The sequence below is a fragment of the Chryseobacterium joostei genome (genome assembly GCF_003815775.1).
In the GTDB taxonomy this organism is placed as follows: Bacteria; Bacteroidota; Bacteroidia; order Flavobacteriales; family Weeksellaceae; genus Chryseobacterium; species Chryseobacterium joostei.
On sequence record NZ_CP033926.1, the window covers coordinates 3,320,369 to 3,340,601 of the forward strand.

A 20,233-nucleotide genomic window follows, 5' to 3' on the forward strand; every position below is an offset into this window, starting at 1 on the left:
AATTTTTTTATTACTCTTTGGCTTTACCATAGCTTTGGCTCAAAATAGTATGAAAGTCCCAAATGACGCTATATTTTATATGGAAGTCAATGGGAAACAGCTTAATAATAAAATCAACTGGAACAAACTAAATCCTTTATTGAATGAATTAAGTAAAAAAAGCAAAGAAAAGCTTTCATGGTCAGATTATTCCAAAACAGGAATCAAGTATGATGCTGTTCAATATCACTATGCTAGTTTTAATGATTCTATTAAGACCTACAACACGCATTTTATCATTGATAATAAAGAAAAGTTTCAGGAGTTTATTAATTCTGTAAAGAGAAAAGGGCAGGAGGTATCAAAGAGAAATAACTATTCTTACGTAGATATCAATGATGATATTTTTATTGCATGGAATGGGAGCCGTGCGGCGCTTAGCATGATAAGTTATACGAAGCCTTATAATGGTCTTTGGGCTGCGGAAGCTGTTGCAGACAGTGCAGTAGTAGCTATAGACAGCGTTGCAGTAGCAGTAGATGCCGTAGATGCTTATGCAGATGAGCCGGAAAAACCGTTTGATTATAAAGACGAAATAAAGAGCCTGAAAGAAGATATTCAATACCTGAAAGAAAGCATCAAAGATAACAATCGGGAAATCGCAAGAATTCAGAAAGACATCAAATACCTGCAAAAACATCATAAATATCCTAAAGAAAAAGAGAATGTTTTAACTCCGGAACAAGAAGAGGGAGAAGAAAGCTATGGCTCGGAGTATGAAGATGCCGAATCAGAAAAGGCTTACCAAAAAGAGCAGGATTCTATTCGCAGAGAAAACTTCAAGATTGTAAAAAAATATGCTGAAGATCATTTTGACAAATATTTCAGCTCTAACCTGGAAGTGGAAGCCTCTAAAGAAATGTTGACTTTCAGAGATGCGAATTCTGACGTTTTCGTTTATACAGATTATGGAAGAATCGTTAATGACGGAATCTACGGTAAAATGATGAATCGCTACGATTTTGGACAGGTTTTCCAGAAAATGTACAACTCAAATTCTGCATATAACCTGTATTTTGATAATGACAAAGTAAAGCTGATCAATAATTATCAGCACAAGAATACCGAGATTCAGAAAAATATTGCTTCAATTTACAAAGGCAAGAAAAATAAAAAGCTGCTGGAACTCATCAATGAAAAAAGCGTTGGTTACTATGCAGTTAATGTAAGTGGTGGTAAATGTTTTGATTTGATGTACAGCCTTCTTCAGGATTCTGGAGACAGTGACAGTAAGTACAAAAAAGAGATGGAACTAATCATGGAGACCATGAAAATTGTTCTGGATGAAGAAGCTATTGCTAAAATTGCACCAGGAAACGGAATCTTCGTTTTAAATGAACTGAAATCCAAAAAAGTAGAATATACGGATTACGAATACGATGAGGATTATAATGAAAAGGAAGTAAAGAAAACCAAAGATGTAGCGGTTCCTAACTTTACGTTCGCTTTTGCAACGGAAAATGAAGGCTACTGGAAACGTATTTTTAATCTATTGATAACTAATAAAAAGCTGGCTAAAAAATTTACAAAAACAGGCGAGTTTTACTCTTTTAAAGAAAACGAAAAGACAGCAGGATACCTTGACCAATTGTTCTTTACAATAAAAGACGGTATTGTATATATAATGAGCTCTACAGAAAATATTCTTCCTACAACTCAATCTGATATTTCTAAAAAATGGGCAAAAGACTCTTCAAAATATCCTTTATCAGGAAGACTTGATCTGCAGAAGCTTTTAATTGGTTTAGATAAAGAGTTTAAAAGTCCTTCGGAAAGAAAAACATTGGATTTGTTTAGAAAAAATGTAGGTGAACTGTATTATAAAACTGAAGTAAAAGGAGAGAGCATACAAACAGAAATGAATTATAACATTAAAAATTCTTCTGAAAACAGTCTGATGTATTTCTTTGATCTGTTTAATGAGATTTTTAAAATAAAAGATTCGGAAAAAAAACCACAGATATTGTAGATGAATAAAAAGAAAGTTATTGCCTCGTTTATTCTGTTACTGGCTGTTACGGCTTATTTTGTGCTTTTTTATAAGGATAAGAAGCTCAGGTTCATTCCTGAAAATGCTGATGCCGTTGTTTTAATAGATGTAAAGAATCTGACGAGGCAATATATTTTCAGCCTGATCACCACCCCTTCACAATGGGGGAGTAAAACGAAAGGAAAAAGCTCAGCTTCTTTGAGAGAATCGGGGATCATAATCCCGGATTTTTTACAAATTTTCCACCTTAAAGGGACTGGGGTTTCAGATTGGTACAGTGTCCTAGAACTTAAGGATTCACAGAAATTTATTGCATTTTTAAAACAGCAAAAGTTTACCGATAAAGGGAAGAATGTTTTTCAAAAAGATCGTGTCTTTCTTAGTATAGAAGGTGAGAAATGTATTGTAGGGACTTCCTATTCGGGTTTTGGGGCCATAAACAAGCAGATTTTTCAGGATTCACCAAAAAATATTTTAAATGCAGATCAGTTTACTCAAAATACCACAGGGAGTGTTTCTTTTCTTTCAGGGCAGAAAATCCAAAATTTTTCTATTGAGCTAAAAGATGATGAAATTGAAATAAAAAACAATTCAAATCTGCAATTTTTAAATACCATTGCTTCAAAAATTCAGAAAGGGAATCAATTTCTGGAGCTGGAACTAGACAAGGAAAACATCAGAAACTTTACCCGTTTTTTCAATAAAAACATTGCGGACTCCTCGCAATTTACTTCCTTAAAGGCCGCCTCAAATCTCGAACAGATAAATGACACCATTATCAGCTATGAATATGATGATAATTTCAATGAAGTTGAAAAGAAGAGCTTTCAAAAAATTACTCAACCGAATTACATCATTGACATCAAAAGTGATGATCCCAATAGAACATGGGAATATTTCCAGTCTAAAAAATGGATCAATGAAGAAAACCAATTCACAGCAATCCCTTTCTTGCCAAACGAAATCAGCCGAAATAGTAAAGGGATTATTATAAAATCAACCAGAAAGCCAGTATCACTATCTTCCCCGCAAAAAGAAAATTACATTCTCATCAGAAATAGTACTTTATTGTATTCTTCTTTGAAAACATTGAGTAACACCGAGAAAAAGATCATTTCTGACATCGATTACGTGTTGTATGTTAATAAATCAAAAGATTATTGGATGAAAATAAAAGCAAAAAATGGAGAATTACCCTTAATTTTACGATGGTAAGTTTAAAAACCGGATAAAATCATCGTTAATGGCTCTATCAGATATCGCATTGCTCAAAACCTTTACTCATTATTTTTTACATCTTGTTTTTCCTGTCTTTATTGCATTGGTTTTTTATCGTAAAAATTGGAAAAAAGCGTATTTTATTCTTCTTGCCACCATGTTGGTAGATCTGGACCATCTTTTTGCCAATCCGATCTTTGATCCGTCAAGAGAAAGTATAGGTTTTCATTTTTTACATTCTTATTACGCCATTGCGGTGTATTTTTTGCTGCTGTTCTTTAAAGGAAATATAAGAATTATAGGAATCGGGCTTCTGTTTCATATGTTCACAGATTATCAGGACTTTAATTTCTGGCCTCATTAAAATATTATTAATATTTTCTTTTAATATTTCAAAAGTTATAGATTTTTTGTATTTTGTAGTCGCTTTATGAAACTTAGAGAACTTTTACATTATACCTATATTTTTCCTATCCTTGCTGTAGGGTACTACTTTTCCGGACTGATGGGAAGTGACGTTATTCATGATGTTATTGCCGGGATTTTACTTATTGGAAGCGTTTTATCGGCAGTGCATCATGCCGAAGTAGTTGCTCATAAAGTAGGGGAACCATTTGGTACCATTATTTTGGCGCTTTGTATCACCATTATTGAAGTTGCGCTTATCATCTCGCTGATGGTGGCCGGCGGAGATCAGGCGATCACGCTGGCAAGAGATACCGTTTTTGCCGCTGTTATGCTTATTCTTAACGGAATTTTAGGAATCTGTATTCTGGTAGGTGGCGTTAAATATCATGAACAGTTCTTTGCAAGAACTTCTGCCACCACTTATCTGGTGAGTATTGTTTCAATCCTTATCCTTACTTTGGTCCTTCCTAATTTTACATCAAGCGTCAATGGACCTTTCTATAATGAAGCCCAGCTTATTTTTATATCCATTGCCTGTCTTGTAATCTATGGTGTTTTCCTGATGGTACAGACCTTGCGCCACAGAAGCTATTTTATAGTTCCTGACGAACATCCTGAAGAACATTATATACCTACGTTAACTAAAACCCTTATAAGCTTTGTCTTTTTGGTGGTTTGCTTGGTTATTGTAGTTCTTATGGCAAAAGGTTTATCCGGAACCATTGAAGATATGGTACGAAGTCTGGGAGCACCAAAATCGCTTGTAGGAGTTATTATTGCTGCTGTAGTTCTTCTTCCGGAGGGTGTTGCAGCCATTAGAGCAGCAAGAAGTAATCAGATTCAGTCTAGCTTAAATCTGGCACTAGGGTCAGCGCTTGCAAGTATTGGGCTTACCATTCCTGCAGTATCTACCGTTTGCATCATGTATGATATTCCTTTGGTTTTAGGATTGGATAAAAAAGATGTAATTTTGCTTTCCTTATCTGTATTTATTGTAATGCTTTCCTTGAGCCGTGGAAAAACCAATATCCTTTATGGAACAGTTCTATTGGTGAACCTGGCAGCCTATATATTTACGGTGATTGTCCCTTAAAAGGTGAATTCACAAAGAATTTAAATTCTAAGAATAATGCTGTTTAATACGCTTTATCACATTTTTCAGATGGTTAAATAACAAAAAAGACCTACAATCTTTGTTCTGATTGTAAGCCCCTTTTTTATAGACTGTATATTACTGTTAATCTTGAATTTCCCAAAGCTCTCCTTCTCCCTGATAGCCATTTTGCAGCCACATTTTATCAAATGCATGGCTAAGCGTTTTACCGACTTCTTTACCATAGCAGTTAAAAGAAACTTTATTAGGGCTATGTACTTTCATTTCCCATTCTTCTCCTTCTCCCTGAATGCCTTTCTGAAGCCATAATTTATCAAAAGCATGACTTAAGTATAATCCATTCTCTTTGCTAATGCATTTTAGTGCGACTCTATTATTTGATAATTCTTCAAGAATAAAGACCTCGCCTAATCCCTGAATACCGTTTTGAAGGAAAACATTTCCATTTCCATGGCTTAAGAATTTTCCTTTTTCTTTTCCTTGAGCTTGTAATAATACTACTGTAGCTGTTTTTACGTTTTCTTTAATGAGTTCCATGATTTCTGAGTTTTTTAGTTTCCTACTCTAATTGCTTTTCGGATACCGCAATCAAAATTTGGTTTTAAGACGTCTTGAATAATTTTGATAAGGTAAAGGTAGAGATTAAAAATAGTTTTCGAATCAGTAGAAATACTTAAAAATCAGTTATTTGTGAAAGTAACGGAATGGTGAAATATTTTATTTTTTTTGATTATTGATGGACGTTTCCAACTTTTAATTAGAAATAAGCTGTGGGTTAGTGATCAAAAAATTTTAAAAATTTCAGATGAAAAGATGCATAAATTTGAGTGATAATTTTTGAAAAGGGGATAGTATTGAATGTAGCAGAGGTTATAATAGAAAACCTGTTGTATTTCCAAATATATTATGTGTTTTGCTAAAGTCTTCTGGCTAATTCCATTTTAAAAGCCATCAATTTGGCAATGTTTTCAGATTTATAAATCGCCATGTCTGCATTTTCACCTACAAAATTCTCTTCAATGGTGGTTCTCCATAGTTCCAGCCATCGGTCGAAGTGCTTTTGCTCCATCGCCTGAATTTCATTGATTGGAAAATGAACCCCCATAGGGTTGCCTTTATAACTCATCTGGCCAAAAAGAATAGATTCCCAAAAAGAATACATCTTGGGAAGATGTTTGTCCCAATCTACCTTGGCAACATCATTAAAAAAGAAACCAATGGTTTCATCCTTTATTACCTTTGTATAAAATGAATTGACAAGATGTTCAATGTCTTCTCTTGATTCCAGCTTTTTCATGATTCAAATGTACTGCAAAATCAAATTGAATAAGTAATGATTCGATTGATAAAATTCATGAAAACAATATTTTATCTTTGCATTTAGAATAGAGCAAAAGTCAAGGATAAAACTTTCTATTCTGATTAAACTATTAAAAAACAAATGATATAAAGATGGCAAGAGGATTCAGAAAAAAAATCCGTCAGAAAAATACTGAGAACAGTGGGTTTGGAAGCAATGCCTCAGGGAGATTCATCAATAAGGATGGGCTTCCAAATGTGAAGAGAACAGGCGTAAATGTTTTCAACAGGTTGAGCTGGTACCATACCATGCTGAATTTGTCGTCATTTCGCTTTATTTCTTATCTGGTCGTTGCTTATATCCTCATTAATCTTGTATTTGCAATGATCTATTACCTCATCGGGGTAGAGCATCTTACAGGAATAGACAAGAGTGATCCACTGAATGAGTTTATTGATGTGTTCTTTTTCAGCTCACAGACCTTTACTACAGTTGGCTATGGAAGAATTGCTCCGGTTGGTTTTATGGCGAGTTTGGTAGCTACTTTTGAAGCTTTTCTAGGATTGCTTACCTTTGCCATTGCAACGGGACTTTTCTATGGGAGATTTTCAAGACCAAGGGCTTATTTAAGATTTTCTGATATAGCAGTGGTAGCCCCTTTTCAGGATTCTACCGCTTTAATGTTCAGATTAGCTCCTTATAAAAATAATGCACTTACGGACGCCGATGTCATTGTATCTACGGCTATTGAAGTGATTGAAAATGATGTTCCCAAGAGTAATTTTTACAGACTGGATACTCATTTAAGCAAAATAAACACCTTAGCTCTGAATTGGACCGTTGTTCATAAAATTGATGAAAATTCCCCGTTTTATGGGTTTTCAGAGAATGATTTTAATAATATTGATATTGAAATTATTGTACAGATACGTGCATTTGATGAAGTTTTTTCAAATACGGTAGTTCAAAGATCATCCTATGTTACAGGTGAGATTGTTTATGGTGCAAAATTTGTCCCGATGTATTATCCTAATAAAGGTAATCTTGCCACCATTTTAGATTTGGATAAGATCAATGAACATCAGAAAGCAGAACTTCCTGTTCAGGCAGGAAATAAAGAATAAATGAATTTAGATTTTTATAAAAAGCAGGCTTTACAAAAGCAGAAAGAACATAAAAAGTTTTTGGATGGATTAAAGAAAAAACCACCCAAAAATCTTGATTATGTTGTGCAGGAAACCCATGATGAAGTTTTTGAAGAAATAGACTGTTTACAGTGTGCGAATTGCTGTAAAACAACAGGACCTCTTTATACAGAAAAGGATATTGAACGTATCTCCAAGCATCTTCGTATGAAGTCCGCTGATTTTGAAGCTAAGTTTTTAAGGGTAGATGAAGATGATGACAAAGTATTGCAGAACCTTCCCTGTTTTTTCCTCAATAATGACAATACCTGTTCTATCTATGAAGTAAGACCAAAGGCCTGCAGAGAATATCCGCATACAGATCGTAAAAAAATTTATCAGATCAATCATTTGATGCTGAAGAATACGGTAATCTGTCCGGCGGCCTTTGTATTTGTAGAGAAAATGATGAAGAATATAGCCAAATAAAGGCTTATTAATGGTGTGTTGATAGGATATGTTTTTACACTTAGTAGTAAAATTCGGGACTCAATATTGTTTTGCAAAATCCTCTTAAATAATTATAAAGTCCGTTAAATAAAATACTTACACATAATTTTATAAATGATGGCTCGTTTACTTTAAACAATCATTTAAATATTACATTATGAAAAAGTTAATTTTAACGGCGGCATTTACATTAGTCGGAGTAATCGCAGTATCAGCCCAAACAGACACGAAGAAGCCTACTGAAACCACGACTAATACCCAAACAACAACCCAAAATCCACCTCAAAAAGCTGAAGCCACAACAGAATGGAATACGTCTTCTACAACAAGTGGACAAAGTACAACAACGGGATCCTCCACAGCAAGTCCGGTAGCTGAAGCAACTACAAGCACGGGAACAGCAACGGAACCAACTACACCTGCAGAAGCTACAAAACAAGAAAAGAAATCTAAAAAGAAAAAGTGATCGTACTTTAGTAAACTCTAGTCGGAATCCTGAAATCTTGTATTTCAGGATTTTTTTTGCCCGATTTCTTCCTTTTTGAAGTCTACAATTCTATTAACCAAATCCAAAGGAATATTTTCATTGATAGGAAACTGTACAGCTCCCTTAGAAAATTTGTAGTTTCTTTCCTTAAAATCCTTTTCAAAATTTCTGATTCCCTCAGCGCCGGGATAGAATCCGATGTGTTTTTTATACCCTGCAAAATAAACCAGAGGTTTACCCATATATTTGAAAGCAGGCATTTGATATCCAATATATTCCTCAAGGTCCGATACCCGAGAGTGAATGGACCTTCTTAGCTCAAGAAGCTTTTCCTGAACATCTATCGGGAACATAAGGATGTATTCGTCAATATCTTTAAAGGTATTTTTCATTATTATAAAAATAAAAAAAGTGCTGCATATAGCAGCACTTTCTCCTTTCACTTTTTACTTTTTTCCCATTATCCCGGGAACAGGCTATATCAAAAAAGGTCGGGAGTTTTTCCCAACCTTTGTTTTTTCATGTTACACAACTCCTTGAGCCAACATTGCTTCTGCTACTTTTACGAAGCCTGCAATATTTGCACCTTTTACGTAGTTTACATAGCCGTCTTCGTCTTTTCCGTAGTCTCTACAAGCTTTGTGGATACCGATCATGATCTCCTTTAATCTTGCATCTACCTCTTCAGAAGTCCAGTTAAGACGGATAGAGTTTTGCGTCATCTCTAAACCTGATGTTGCAACACCTCCAGCATTGGAAGCCTTACCAGGAGAGAATAATACTTTATTGTCTAAGAAATAGTTAATAGCGTCTAGTGTAGAAGGCATGTTAGCTGCTTCAGTTACACAAACACATCCGTTTTCAACTAATTTTCTTGCATTATCTAAATCTAATTCGTTTTGAGTCGCAGATGGGAATGCTACATCACATTTTACTTCCCAAGGACGTTTTCCAGCGTGGAATTCAGCAGATGGATATTTTTTAGCATAGTCCTCAGCTCTGTTGTTTCCAGAAGCTCTAAGCTCTAATAAATAATCAATCTTTTCTCCGCTGATACCATCTTTATCATAGATGTATCCATCAGGACCAGAAAGAGTTACTACTTTTGCTCCAAGCTCAGTTGCCTTTTTGATAACTCCCCAAGCTACGTTTCCGAAACCTGATACAGTTACTATTTTCCCTTGGAAGTTCTCTCCAATTGTTTTAAGCATTTGCTCAGCGAAGTATACCACTCCGTATCCTGTAGCTTCAGGACGGATTAATGAACCTCCGTAAGCAAGACCTTTTCCTGTAAGAACTCCGGTAAATTCATTTCTGATTTTCTTGTACTGTCCAAATAAATATCCGATTTCTCTAGCTCCTACACCAATATCTCCTGCAGGGACGTCTGTTTCAGGACCAATGTGCTTACATAATTCTGTCATGAAAGCCTGGCAGAAACGCATTACTTCCATGTCAGATTTTCCTTGTGGATCGAAATCTGAACCTCCTTTACCACCACCCATTGGAAGAGTAGTTAAAGAGTTTTTAAACACTTGTTCGAAAGCTAAGAACTTAAGAACTGATAAGTTTACCGTAGGATGGAAACGGATTCCTCCTTTGTATGGACCAATAGCAGAGTTCATTTGAATTCTGAAGCCTCTGTTAACCTGAATCTCTCCTTTATCATCAACCCATGGAACTCTGAAAATAATAATTCTTTCAGCTTCAGCCATTCTTTCAAGCAGCTTCATTCCTGTATATTCTTTTCTCGTAGCAATGAATGGAATTACAGTTACGGCAACTTCTTTTACAGCCTGTAAGAATTCCGGTTCATTAGGATTTTTTGCTTCAATTTTTGCAATAAACTCTTGGATTTTCTGGTCAATATTATATTGTTCCATATATTAAGGTTGAATATTATTGTCAACAAATTTAATTTTTTTTTCAAGATTCACAACACTCTATTTCAACATTGTTAAAAATTAAATAATAATGTTTCGGAATATTATTAAATTGATAATTAATGATCAAATTTTATTAAAAATGAAATGTTATGTATGAAATAATGCAATATTAAGAAATCATTAATTCTTAATTTGCAATAAATTGTCTCCCGGAAAATGATTTTACTTTCCCCAAAAGTTCCAATTCTAAAATTATTGGTAAAATTTTATGAGAAGGAATATCGATTTTCTGTCCCAAATCATCCAAAGAAATCTGCGGATTCTCTTTAATACTTTGATAAATAAATTTTTGATTTTCAGTTAATTGTATTAAAGTCTCGCTATAGGGAAACAACTCTTCAATTTTTTCCTGAGGATTGTTCAGGCCAAGCATATTGATGAGATCTTTTACGGTTGAAATAGCGGTTGCTTTATTGTGGAAAATCAATTGATTACAGCCCTGGCTGCAGACGTCTGTAATTTTCCCAGGAAGAGCAAAAACATCTCTGTTATAATCATTGGCAAAGGCTGCTGTACTCACAGATCCTCCTCCAAAACCAGTCTCTACAACTATAGTGGATGAGGAAATTCCAGCCACAATTCTGTTTCTCTGAATAAAGTTTTCCCGATCCGGCTTTCTTGATGAATTGAATTCTGTTAATAAAGCCCCTCCTTCCTGTACTATTTTTTCAGAAAGTTTTCTGTTTTTTGCCGGGTATAAAAACTGAAATCCATGGGCGAGAACGGCTATGGTTGGCTTTTGGTGACGAATAGATTGTTCATGAACTTCCTTGTCTATCCCTAAAGCTAAACCGCTCACAGATGCATATGCTGCAGATTGGGTTGCCCCGAAAAAATCCTCAATAAATTGTTGGCCATAAGTTGTCATGTTTCGGGTGCCTACAATACTTAGTTTTTGAAGTGAGTCGTTGATGTTTCCTTTTTGATATAGAATAGCCGGTGCATCCATACATTCATTAAGGAGAGTGGGGGCTTCTCCCAGGTGTCTTAGCTTAATCTGAATAGCATTCCTTTCGCAAAACTCAAGCTCTCTTTCTGCAAACTTCAGATGTTCTTCATTTCCAATGTCAGAAACAGTCTTAAGTCCCATTCCATCCAATTTTTTATACTCTTTCTTACCTCTTTTCCATGCTTCCTGAGCACTTCCAAAATTTCGGATAAGTTTGTGGAAATTGATGTCGCCAATATGGCTGCATTCGCGTAGGGCAATTGCGTAAAAATATTCTTCGGAAATCATGTGTGTTTTTTATCAAATGTAGTAAATTAAGTTTTATTTTCTTCTTAATTCATCCAAATGATCCCAAATATCGTCTCTTTTTTTATAGGGTAATTCCAGAAAATCATCGGGATGGTTTTCCTTGTATTCCTGCCACAATTTATCGTCTTTTTCACTATAATAATTAGGGAATTCCCAAATGAATCTTTTCTTTTTTTCACCTACATTCTTAAAAATAAAGGCAATAATGCTTCCCACTAATGCTCCGGAAAGGTGAGCCTGCCATGAAATTTTACTTGGCTCCTGCATATTATAGAAAAGCTCCTCAGGAAGCATTCCCCAAACCAAACTGCCATAATATAGTACAACCAGCATTGAAATGGTAAGAAGCTTTGTATTCCACTTGAATACCCCACTAAAAAAGAGGAAGAAAGCAAGAACATAGACTACGCCGCTGGCTCCAATGGTACAGGTATACATATACTCGCCGGTCATGATGTCAATAGGAGGAAGAAGCCACACCAAAAATCCTGTTGCAATCCATCCTGTAATAAAAACCTTGTTAGCCACCATTGGATAAAATTGGTACAGCAAAAACATCAATGCAGCGATTGGAATGGAGTTCCCAATAATATGATCGATATTTCCATGTAATAATGGCGAAGTAAATATCCCAAGCAGCCCTTCAGGGACCAATGGAATGATGGCTCCGAAGCAACTTCCAAAAAAGCCCTGCATTTGTAAAAAATATCCGAACCACATTGCAGAAAGCATCAGCAAGGGGTATATAATTGCTTTTTTGGAGATTACATTTTTAAACATGAGGGTTGTACGTCAAATCAAAAGCCAAGGATAAATTTCGGAAAATTTGTCGATGAATAGGTTGCTACCTCTCTGATTTTAAGACAAAAGGTATCAATTTTAACTTTTACGTCTATTATTTGGCATCAATTTTATTGAAGTATCTTGTTGCTAAGGGATTAAACTTTAATGAAATTAGATACTTTAAGGCTAAATTTACCTTTAAAAAAAATTATATTAATATTTTTGCATTGAAAATTATTTAGAGTAATGAAGAAGTTTTTACTTATTCTTTCCTCTTTTGTGGGGATTTATGCCAGTGCGCAGGAAGAATTAAAAAAGGATTCCGTGAAAGCAGACACGGTAAAATACTGGTCAGTATTAGGAAAAAATACCTTGATGATTAATCAGGCTGCCTTTTCAAATTGGGTAGGAGGGGGAGCCAATAACGTTGGTTGGCTTGCCGGTATCAATTATAATATCACCTATGAAAAAGATAATGATCTTTGGGAGAACATTATTATTCTTGGATACGGCCAGAATGATACCAAAGGGCAAGGAATAAGAAAAACCCAGGACGTTATTAATGTTTCTACCAACTATGGGCGAAAGTTTTCCAAAAGCTGGTATTTATCCTTAGGTGCGGGTTTACAGTCTCAGTTTGCCGCAGGATATGAAGATGGAAATAATCCCGAAGCAAAGAAAATTTCGAACTTTATGGCGCCTGGTTACGTTAACGTCGGTATGGGTATCACTTATAGGCCTAATGATGATCTGACGGTGACTTTGCGTCCTACCAATGCCAGGTGGACTTTTGTAATGGATAAAGAACTTCAATTTGCCGGAAGTTATGGTTTGAAAAATGACGGGGATTCTTCATTATTGCAGTTCGGTTTCTTGGGAACAGCCATATATAAGCTGAAAATAATGGAAGATATTTATTTGACAAATACGGCTTCGGTCTTTTCCAATTATCTGGATCGTCCGGATAGATTGGCGCTGGCTTATGGAGCTCTTTTGAATTTAAAAGTGAATAAGTATATTTCTTCTAATATTACTTTGGATCTTTTGTATGATCATAATCAGATCGCAAAAACCCAGCTAAAGCAAACATTAGGAATTGGTTTTGCTTATACTTTGGACAATGGGGTAAAGCGATCTGAGCGGAAAGACAGCCAATGGTGGATAAAAAAATAAATAAGGTTACAAATACTATATTTTAATTAAAAAGTGCTTCAGTTATGGGGTGCTTTTTATTTTTATTTTAAGTTGGTTTAAGTTTGGAGTTTAAAATCACGCTTTTTAAAATGCTAAATTTCATTGTGTTATAAAGAATATTTTTCTATTATTAAATTCATTTTAAAGTGAATTTTAATCAGGCATAAATTATTATTTATACATTTGTAGGAAATCGTTAATTATGAAAAAAGTTTTATTGATCGCTTCTATTTCTTTTGGAGCTTTTGCAATGGCTCAAGAGACTAAAACGGATGCTCCCGCAACAGATACCGTTAAAGCTTGGTCTATTCAAGGACAAAACACATTAATGCTTAATCAGGCGGCTTTTTCCAATTGGGTAGGAGGTGGAGCCAACAACGTAGGATGGCTTGCCGGTGTTAATTATAACCTGACTTATGAAAAAAATAAGGATCTTTGGGAAAATATCATTATTCTAGGGTACGGACAAAACAATACACAAGGAACAGGAGTAAGAAAAACGCAGGATGTAATTAATCTTTCTACAAACTATGGTAGAGAGTTTGCTAAAAACTGGTATCTCTCTGGAGGAGTAGGTTTTCAAACCCAGTTTGCTCCAGGGTATGAAGATGGTAATAATCCTGATGCAAAGAAAATTTCAAACTTTATGGCCCCAGGTTACCTAAATGTAGGGCTAGGGGTTACCTATCGTCCAAATGATAATTTTACAGTGACTATGCGTCCTGCAAATGCTAGATGGACTTTTGTTTTGGATAAGGATCTTCAGAAAGCGGGTACTTATGGCCTTAAAAATGATGGTGATTCTTCTCTTTTCCAGTTCGGTTTCTTGGGAACCGCGATGTATAAGTTGAAAATCATGGAGAATATCAGCCTACTTAATACCGCTTCTGTCTTCTCAAACTATCTGGATCATCCTGATAGATTGGTTCTTGGATATAGCGGAGTTTTAAGCATGAAGATCAATAAATACATTTCTACGAATGTAACTCTGGACTTATTGTATGACCACAACCAGATCTGGAAAACACAGTTGAAACAAACTCTAGGAGTAGGTTTGGCTTATAACATTGATAATGGAAAGAAACGTTCAGATAATAAGGATAACCAAAGTTGGTTTAAGAAATAAATGTCAATATCATAACAATAAAAAAGCACTTCATTTTGAAGTGCTTTTGTGTATCAATATATATAATTTTTAAAACTCTATATCTACTTCTAATTTCTCAGCCAATAGCTTTGAAATTTTCTCTTTTAAAGGCTCAATATCGATATTCTGCATCGCGTCATTGGCAAATGCATATAAAAGTAATGCCTGAGCTTTTTTCTTTGAGATTCCTCTAGCTCTAAGATAGAACAAGGCATCTTCATTCAGCTGACCTACGGTACACCCATGAGAACACTTCACATCATCAGCAAAAATCTCCAATTGAGGTTTGGTATCAATGCTTGCTCCCTCACTTAGTAAAACGTTGTTATTCTGCTGATATGCATTCGTTTTTTGAGCTATTTTATCAACAAAAACCTTTCCGTTGAATACACCATGTGCATTTCCGTCAAAGATTCCTTTATAGTTTTGATAACTTTCACAGTTCGGGAAGTTGTGGTGAACTGCTGTATGATGATCAACCAACTGATCTTTTCCAATAATAGTAATACCATTCATGAATGAATTGATATTTGATCCATTATGAATGAAATCCAGGTTGTTTCTTACCAGTTTACCTCCGAAAGAGAAAGTATTTACAGTGGCTAAGCTGTCTTTCTCCTGTCTTGCAAAAGTACTGTCGATAAGGTATGATGTATTGTTATCATTCTGAAGCTTATGCCAATCAGCCTTTGCGTTAGGATAAGCGAAGATCTCGGTCACCGAGTTTGTCAATACATAAGTACTGTCAAAGTTATGGTGGCTTTCAATCACTTCTACTTTTGCCCCATCTTCTACGATCAATAAATTTCTCGTGTTGTAGAATGTATTTTCCTCTTGGTTTTGAGAAATATAGAAAACATGGATTGGTTTTTCAATCACCACATTTTTAGGAACTTTCAAGAAGAAACCATATTTGCAGTATGCAAGGTTTAAATTAGTGAAAGCTTGTTCTTTGGAAGCAATTGTATTGAAATATTTTTCAAAAACCTCTTTATGCTTATCATCATTCAATGCATAATTGAATGAAAGGAACTCTACATTTTCAATAGAAACCTTTGAAAGCTCTTTGTGAAGCTTACCGTTTACAAAAACAATCCAATCGAAATTTTCCTCACCCAGATGCAATTGATCGAACTGCTCCTTGGTGATGTTATGGTGCTCATTCGGAAAGAAATTATAATTTTTTTCCGTGATCTCCTTTAGATTGGTATATTTATATTCTTCGTCTTTCTTTGTCGGAAAACCAAGTTTCTCAAACTTTTGAAGAGCAGTTTTTCTATCATCATCCAGAAATCTGTGACGAAGACTCTCCAAAAACTCATTATGGTTTTCTATAATTTGTTCTTTTAATGCCATTACTGGTATATCTGTGGTTTGCACCATTTTTTCTTTTTATTTGAACTAAAATATTGTCATTCCAAGGAACAAGGAATCCAAATTTTTAATATTAGAGACTCTTTATTTTCCTCCGCTTCACTCAGAATGACAGCGAAAAATTTTTGATCTCCGAAATAATCGATTTCCTTCTTAGTTAAGAAGCCAGTCGTACCCTTTTTCTTCAAGCTCTAATGCTAAAGATTTATCACCTGTTTTGATGATTTTTCCGTTGGCAAGAACGTGAACGAAGTCAGGTTGGATATAGTTAAGCAATCTTTGATAGTGGGTAATCAAAAGAACTGCATTTCCTTCATTTTTAAAGTGATTTACTCCATCTGCAACGATTCTTAAAGCGTCGATATCTAATCCTGAATCTGTTTCATCAAGGATTGCTAATTTAGGATTAAGCATCATCATCTGGAATATTTCGTTTCTTTTCTTTTCACCTCCGGAGAATCCCTCGTTCAATGATCTAGAAAGGAAATCTTTTTTGATTCCTAGTTTTTCAGACTTCTCGCGGATTAATGCAAGCATTTCTTTTGCCGGCATTTCTGATAATCCGTTTGCTTTTCTTGTTTCGTTTAAAGCAGCTTTGATAAAGTTCGTTACAGAAACTCCCGGAATTTCCACTGGATACTGGAAAGAAAGGAAGATTCCCTTATGTGCTCTGTCTTCCGGAGCATCTTCGCTGATGTCTTCTCCTTCGAAAAGGATTTCTCCACCAGTTACTTCGTAATCTTCTTTTCCTGCAATAACAGAAGAAAGAGTGGATTTCCCTGCTCCGTTCGGCCCCATGATAGCGTGAACTTCGCCCGGCTTTATTTCAAGATTAATACCCTTTAATATTTCTGCGCCATCTTCAATTTTGGCGTGAAGGTTTTTAATTTCTAACATTTTATTTGCTTAAACAAATTATTTTTGAATTCTATATACTAAACTTTCAGGTTGACCAGGAACATCATCAAGTGTCCCAATTTGTGTCATGCCTGCCTTTTCCAAAACTTTAACAGAAGCTATATTGCTGGGACGGACAATGGCGAATATTTCGTCTTTATTGTCTTCATTAAACCCAAAATCTATAGTTTTCTTTGTGAATTCTGTTGCGTATCCCTTCCCCCATGCCTCGGAAGCAAAACGATAGCCTAAATTCAATTTTTCTTCTTCTCCGTAGAATTTATAGCTTACTCCTCCAAAACCTATTATATTTTCTGGACTGTTCTTTTCAACAATGGCCCAGCTTCCAAAGTTATGCTTTTCCCAATGATCAAGCATTCTTGCAAATGTGATTTCTGCTTTTTCAAAACTCATTGGTCCACCTGGATTATGAATATTGGTTTGAGGGTCATGATTAATTTCAAAGAATCTTTCAAAATCTTCTTCTGTAGGTTTCCTTAAAATTAATCTTTCTGTAGCTATCATATTGTTTTATCCAACTGAGCCTTCTAATGAAATTTCCAATAGTTTTTGTGCTTCAATAGCAAATTCCATCGGAAGCTTATTTAAAACTTCTTTACTGAAACCATTTACGATTAAAGCAATTGCTCTTTCCGTATCAATCCCTCTTTGGTTACAGTAGAAAATTTGATCTTCTCCAATTTTTGAAGTGGTTGCTTCATGTTCCAATTGTGCAGTAGGATCTTTAATCTCAATATACGGGAATGTGTGCGCTCCACACTCGTTACCCATCAATAAAGAGTCACACTGGGAGAAGTTTCTGGCTCCTTTTGCAGAAGGCATTACTTTTACCAATCCTCTGTATGAGTTTTGTGATTTTCCTGCAGAAATACCTTTTGAAATGATCGTTGACTTGGTATTTTTTCCAATGTGGATCATTTTAGTACCTGTATCTGCATACTGGTGATTGTTGGTTACTGCAATAGAGTAAAACTCACCAATTGAATTGTCACCTTTAAGGATACAAGATGGATATTTCCATGTTACAGCAGAACCTGTTTCAACCTGAGTCCATGAGATTTTTGCATTTTTTTCGCAAAGTCCTCTTTTCGTCACAAAATTGAATACACCTCCTTTTCCTTCTTCATTACCTGGATACCAGTTCTGTACAGTTGAATATTTAATTTCTGCATTGTCAAGAGCAATCAGTTCCACCACTGCTGCGTGAAGCTGGTTTTCATCTCTTGAAGGTGCTGTACATCCTTCAAGGTAAGAAACATAACTACCTTCATCTGCAATTACAAGAGTTCTTTCAAACTGTCCTGTACCTGCTTGGTTAATACGGAAGTAAGTAGAAAGTTCCATTGGGCATTTTACCCCTTTTGGAATATAGCAGAAACTTCCGTCAGAAAATACTGCGGAATTTAATGCTGCATAGAAATTATCTCCTCTAGGAACTACTTTTCCAAGGTATTTTCTTACTAAATCTGGGTGATTCTTAATAGCCTCAGAGATTGAACAGAAAATAATTCCTTTTTCTGCCAAGGTATCCTGGAAAGTTGTTTTCACAGAAACTGAGTCTATTACGATATCTACGGCTACCCCTGAAAGTCTTTTTTGTTCCTCAATATTAATCCCTAGCTTTTCGAAGGTTTTCAATAATTCCGGATCTACCTGATCTAGGCTTTCTAGTTCAGGTTTAGACTTTGGTGCTGCGTAGTAACGGATAGCTTGAAAATCCGGCTTTTCATACTTGATGTTTGCCCAGTTAGGCTCAACCATTTTCAACCAGATTTTGAAAGATTCTAAACGCCATTCGGTCATCCATTCCGGCTCTTCTTTTTTAGCAGAGATGGCACGGACGATATCCTCATTTAAACCAATTGGGAAATCTTCATAATCAATTTTGGTTTCCCAACCGAATTCATATTTTTTATTTTCTAGATCGACTCTTAAATCGTCTTCAGTATATTTACTCATTATTATTTTTTAGATTTCAGATTTTAGATTTCAAGGCTCAGAAATAAGTCTGAATCCAGGAATCTGGTATCTTATGTCTTTTCTCTAAAGACTAAATGACTCTCCACATCCACATGTTCTGGATGCGTTCGGGTTGTTGAAAACAAACCCCTTTCCGTTCAATCCTCCTGAGTATTCAAGAGTGGTTCCTGCTAAATAGAGGATGGATTTTTTATCTATAATAATTTTGATGTTATTATCTTCAAAAATCTGATCTGTGTCTGTTTTTTGGTTATCAAACTTTAAAACATACTCTAAACCAGAGCATCCGCCGCTTTTCACCCCAACTCTTATATAATCTTCAGCAGGGTTAAAACCATCTTCCGTCATAAGTTGGATGGCTTTTTCCTTTGCATAGTCTGATACTTTTATCATTGTATTTATTTAGAATGATTTAATGACGCAAAAATACGAACAAAAATCAGGATATAAAAATCAGCATTTTTATTTTATCGATTTTTATCATTGATGAGTTTAACCTTGGTAATGTTTTGAAATCCAAAACATAAATAGACTTAGAATGAAAAAAATAGGTATTATCGCGCTGGCGCTCTTTATACAGCAGGTTTCCGCACAGACGAACAGATTTGTATATCAGGTAACAATGAAGCCGGATGCTGAAAATAAAACTGATATTAAAACAGAAAATACATATCTTGATATTTCTCAGGAGAAATCAATTTTTTACTCTGAAAACAGAATTAAAAGGGATTCCATTATGCAGAAAGCTTTTCAAGGCGGTGGTGGAAGAGGAAATATCAACAGGGATCAGATGGAAAGTTTAAGAACCAACATCAATTATTCTGTGGAAAAAGATAAGACGAATCAAAAGACTTATTTTAAAGATAGAATAGGACGTGATATTTATTCTTATGAAGAAGATAGACCATTGGCGTGGAAAATTTCCTCAGAAACAACTAAACTAGGAGAGTATAAGGTTCAAAAAGCTGAAACGGATTTTGCAGGAAGAAAATGGACGGCATGGTTTACTACAGACCTGCCTTATCAGGATGGACCTTATAAATTTGGAGGATTGCCGGGTTTAATTGTAAAAGTGGAAGATGATAAAGGAGATTATTCTTTTGATTTAATGAAGAATTACAAGATTGCGGAGCTTCCAACATTAAATCAGTTTGGAAATACTTTGAAAGTAAAAAGAACAGATTTTATTAAGCAACAGCAAAAATTTAAAACTGACCCAATGTCATTTATGAATCAAGGTGGTGGGCCTGGTGGAATGGCTGCTGTTACAAGAATTGGTGGAGGAAGAGGCCAAGGAGGAGGGAATCAAGATCCTGCTGATATGAGAAAACGAATGGAGGGGAGAGTAAAAGAGGAAGCCAAGAAGAATACGAATCCAATTGAATTACAATAAATAAAAATAGGCTGTCTCACTTTTGAGGCAGCCTATTTTTTGTATTTCTA

Annotated in this window: 21 protein-coding genes; 10 read left to right on the plus strand and 11 right to left on the minus strand. The window is 35.2% G+C overall.

Features of this window, described 5'->3' with window-relative positions:
* Nucleotides 1-49 precede the first annotated feature (49 nt).
* The 4 genes from EG359_RS15175 (at nucleotide 50) to EG359_RS15190 (ending at nucleotide 4,748) form a co-directional block, all read left to right on the plus strand.
* Nucleotides 50-2,008 (plus strand): hypothetical protein, encoded by a 1,959-nt coding sequence (locus EG359_RS15175; protein ID WP_228434979.1) that lies wholly within the window; start codon nucleotides 50-52, stop codon nucleotides 2,006-2,008.
* Nucleotides 2,009-3,244, plus strand: coding sequence for a hypothetical protein (locus tag EG359_RS15180; RefSeq protein ID WP_076352992.1), 1,236 nt, complete (start codon nucleotides 2,009-2,011; stop codon nucleotides 3,242-3,244).
* Nucleotides 3,245-3,272: 28 nt separating this feature from the next.
* A complete protein-coding gene (locus EG359_RS15185; RefSeq protein ID WP_076352993.1) occupies nucleotides 3,273-3,611 on the plus strand; it encodes a DUF6122 family protein in 339 nt (112 codons plus the stop codon).
* A gap of 66 nt (nucleotides 3,612-3,677) precedes the next feature.
* On the plus strand, nucleotides 3,678-4,748 hold the full coding sequence (locus tag EG359_RS15190; protein WP_076352994.1) for a calcium:proton antiporter: 1,071 nt from the start codon (nucleotides 3,678-3,680) through the stop codon (nucleotides 4,746-4,748).
* A gap of 144 nt (nucleotides 4,749-4,892) precedes the next feature.
* Here the strand turns inward: EG359_RS15190 and EG359_RS15195 are convergent, their stop codons facing one another.
* On the minus strand, nucleotides 4,893-5,306 hold the full coding sequence (locus EG359_RS15195) for a fascin domain-containing protein (protein ID WP_076352995.1): 414 nt from the start codon (nucleotides 5,304-5,306) through the stop codon (nucleotides 4,893-4,895).
* 379 nt (nucleotides 5,307-5,685) lie between these two features.
* The gene (locus EG359_RS15200; protein ID WP_076352996.1) at nucleotides 5,686-6,066 is read right to left on the minus strand and encodes a group III truncated hemoglobin; all 381 of its coding nucleotides are present in this window, start codon (nucleotides 6,064-6,066) and stop codon (nucleotides 5,686-5,688) included.
* A gap of 155 nt (nucleotides 6,067-6,221) precedes the next feature.
* On the opposite strand from EG359_RS15200, the gene EG359_RS15205 reads away from it, so the two are divergent.
* From EG359_RS15205 to EG359_RS15215, 3 genes are all read left to right on the plus strand, one after another.
* Nucleotides 6,222-7,193, plus strand: coding sequence for an ion channel (locus EG359_RS15205; RefSeq protein WP_076352997.1), 972 nt, complete (start codon nucleotides 6,222-6,224; stop codon nucleotides 7,191-7,193).
* Nucleotides 7,194-7,682, plus strand: coding sequence for a YkgJ family cysteine cluster protein (locus EG359_RS15210; protein WP_076352998.1), 489 nt, complete (start codon nucleotides 7,194-7,196; stop codon nucleotides 7,680-7,682).
* Nucleotides 7,683-7,860: 178 nt separating this feature from the next.
* Complete coding sequence (locus EG359_RS15215) at nucleotides 7,861-8,169, plus strand: hypothetical protein (protein WP_076352999.1); 309 nt, start codon at nucleotides 7,861-7,863, stop codon at nucleotides 8,167-8,169.
* A gap of 44 nt (nucleotides 8,170-8,213) precedes the next feature.
* Here the strand turns inward: EG359_RS15215 and EG359_RS15220 are convergent, their stop codons facing one another.
* The 4 genes from EG359_RS15220 to EG359_RS15235 form a co-directional block, all read right to left on the minus strand.
* Nucleotides 8,214-8,582: an iron chaperone gene (locus EG359_RS15220; RefSeq protein ID WP_076353000.1), complete on the minus strand. Its 369-nt coding sequence runs from the start codon at nucleotides 8,580-8,582 to the stop codon at nucleotides 8,214-8,216.
* Between the two features lie 132 nt (nucleotides 8,583-8,714).
* Entirely contained in the window at nucleotides 8,715-10,073 is a 1,359-nt protein-coding gene (gdhA, locus tag EG359_RS15225) for an NADP-specific glutamate dehydrogenase (protein ID WP_076353001.1), read from the minus strand.
* A gap of 190 nt (nucleotides 10,074-10,263) precedes the next feature.
* On the minus strand, nucleotides 10,264-11,373 hold the full coding sequence (dprA, locus tag EG359_RS15230; RefSeq protein WP_076353002.1) for a DNA-processing protein DprA: 1,110 nt from the start codon (nucleotides 11,371-11,373) through the stop codon (nucleotides 10,264-10,266).
* 33 nt (nucleotides 11,374-11,406) lie between these two features.
* A complete protein-coding gene (locus EG359_RS15235; protein WP_076353003.1) occupies nucleotides 11,407-12,174 on the minus strand; it encodes a rhomboid family intramembrane serine protease in 768 nt (255 codons plus the stop codon).
* Nucleotides 12,175-12,423: 249 nt separating this feature from the next.
* Between EG359_RS15235 and EG359_RS15240 the strand changes: the two genes are divergently transcribed.
* Together EG359_RS15240 and EG359_RS15245 are read left to right on the plus strand one after the other, a co-directional pair.
* Entirely contained in the window at nucleotides 12,424-13,350 is a 927-nt protein-coding gene (locus EG359_RS15240; RefSeq protein ID WP_076353004.1) for a DUF3078 domain-containing protein, read from the plus strand.
* A 223-nt stretch (nucleotides 13,351-13,573) separates the two neighbouring features.
* Entirely contained in the window at nucleotides 13,574-14,497 is a 924-nt protein-coding gene (locus tag EG359_RS15245; RefSeq protein ID WP_076353005.1) for a DUF3078 domain-containing protein, read from the plus strand.
* Nucleotides 14,498-14,566: 69 nt separating this feature from the next.
* Here EG359_RS15245 and sufD read toward each other — a convergent pair whose 3' ends face one another.
* The 5 genes from sufD to EG359_RS15270 all read right to left on the minus strand — a co-directional run bounded on the left by sufD (nucleotide 14,567) and on the right by EG359_RS15270 (nucleotide 19,183).
* Nucleotides 14,567-15,874: a Fe-S cluster assembly protein SufD gene (gene sufD, locus EG359_RS15250; RefSeq protein ID WP_076353415.1), complete on the minus strand. Its 1,308-nt coding sequence runs from the start codon at nucleotides 15,872-15,874 to the stop codon at nucleotides 14,567-14,569.
* Between the two features lie 171 nt (nucleotides 15,875-16,045).
* Entirely contained in the window at nucleotides 16,046-16,789 is a 744-nt protein-coding gene (gene sufC / locus EG359_RS15255) for a Fe-S cluster assembly ATPase SufC (protein WP_076353006.1), read from the minus strand.
* A gap of 18 nt (nucleotides 16,790-16,807) precedes the next feature.
* Nucleotides 16,808-17,314, minus strand: coding sequence for a GNAT family N-acetyltransferase (locus EG359_RS15260; RefSeq protein WP_076353007.1), 507 nt, complete (start codon nucleotides 17,312-17,314; stop codon nucleotides 16,808-16,810).
* Nucleotides 17,315-17,320: 6 nt separating this feature from the next.
* The gene (sufB, locus tag EG359_RS15265; protein ID WP_076353008.1) at nucleotides 17,321-18,769 is read right to left on the minus strand and encodes a Fe-S cluster assembly protein SufB; all 1,449 of its coding nucleotides are present in this window, start codon (nucleotides 18,767-18,769) and stop codon (nucleotides 17,321-17,323) included.
* A gap of 84 nt (nucleotides 18,770-18,853) precedes the next feature.
* Entirely contained in the window at nucleotides 18,854-19,183 is a 330-nt protein-coding gene (locus EG359_RS15270) for a HesB/IscA family protein (protein WP_027372006.1), read from the minus strand.
* Between the two features lie 145 nt (nucleotides 19,184-19,328).
* Between EG359_RS15270 and EG359_RS15275 the strand changes: the two genes are divergently transcribed.
* Nucleotides 19,329-20,183: a GLPGLI family protein gene (locus EG359_RS15275; protein WP_076353009.1), complete on the plus strand. Its 855-nt coding sequence runs from the start codon at nucleotides 19,329-19,331 to the stop codon at nucleotides 20,181-20,183.
* Nucleotides 20,184-20,233: the final 50 nt, after the last annotated feature.

Coding starts and splice junctions, on each gene's coding strand:
- EG359_RS15200 (WP_076352996.1), bottom strand. CDS start 6,066: ATGAAAAAGCTGGAATCAAGAGAAGACATTGAACATCTTGTCAATTCA.
- EG359_RS15185 (WP_076352993.1), top strand. CDS start 3,273: ATGGCTCTATCAGATATCGCATTGCTCAAAACCTTTACTCATTATTTT.
- EG359_RS15260 (WP_076353007.1), bottom strand. CDS start 17,314: ATGATAGCTACAGAAAGATTAATTTTAAGGAAACCTACAGAAGAAGAT.
- EG359_RS15180 (WP_076352992.1), top strand. CDS start 2,009: ATGAATAAAAAGAAAGTTATTGCCTCGTTTATTCTGTTACTGGCTGTT.
- EG359_RS15205 (WP_076352997.1), top strand. CDS start 6,222: ATGGCAAGAGGATTCAGAAAAAAAATCCGTCAGAAAAATACTGAGAAC.
- sufD (WP_076353415.1), bottom strand. CDS start 15,874: ATGGCATTAAAAGAACAAATTATAGAAAACCATAATGAGTTTTTGGAG.
- EG359_RS15275 (WP_076353009.1), top strand. CDS start 19,329: ATGAAAAAAATAGGTATTATCGCGCTGGCGCTCTTTATACAGCAGGTT.
- gdhA (WP_076353001.1), bottom strand. CDS start 10,073: ATGGAACAATATAATATTGACCAGAAAATCCAAGAGTTTATTGCAAAA.
- EG359_RS15175 (WP_228434979.1), top strand. CDS start 50: ATGAAAGTCCCAAATGACGCTATATTTTATATGGAAGTCAATGGGAAA.
- EG359_RS15240 (WP_076353004.1), top strand. CDS start 12,424: ATGAAGAAGTTTTTACTTATTCTTTCCTCTTTTGTGGGGATTTATGCC.
- EG359_RS15270 (WP_027372006.1), bottom strand. CDS start 19,183: ATGATAAAAGTATCAGACTATGCAAAGGAAAAAGCCATCCAACTTATG.
- EG359_RS15195 (WP_076352995.1), bottom strand. CDS start 5,306: ATGGAACTCATTAAAGAAAACGTAAAAACAGCTACAGTAGTATTATTA.
- sufC (WP_076353006.1), bottom strand. CDS start 16,789: ATGTTAGAAATTAAAAACCTTCACGCCAAAATTGAAGATGGCGCAGAA.
- EG359_RS15235 (WP_076353003.1), bottom strand. CDS start 12,174: ATGTTTAAAAATGTAATCTCCAAAAAAGCAATTATATACCCCTTGCTG.
- sufB (WP_076353008.1), bottom strand. CDS start 18,769: ATGAGTAAATATACTGAAGACGATTTAAGAGTCGATCTAGAAAATAAA.
- EG359_RS15210 (WP_076352998.1), top strand. CDS start 7,194: ATGAATTTAGATTTTTATAAAAAGCAGGCTTTACAAAAGCAGAAAGAA.
- EG359_RS15220 (WP_076353000.1), bottom strand. CDS start 8,582: ATGAAAAATACCTTTAAAGATATTGACGAATACATCCTTATGTTCCCG.
- EG359_RS15190 (WP_076352994.1), top strand. CDS start 3,678: ATGAAACTTAGAGAACTTTTACATTATACCTATATTTTTCCTATCCTT.
- EG359_RS15245 (WP_076353005.1), top strand. CDS start 13,574: ATGAAAAAAGTTTTATTGATCGCTTCTATTTCTTTTGGAGCTTTTGCA.
- dprA (WP_076353002.1), bottom strand. CDS start 11,373: ATGATTTCCGAAGAATATTTTTACGCAATTGCCCTACGCGAATGCAGC.
- EG359_RS15215 (WP_076352999.1), top strand. CDS start 7,861: ATGAAAAAGTTAATTTTAACGGCGGCATTTACATTAGTCGGAGTAATC.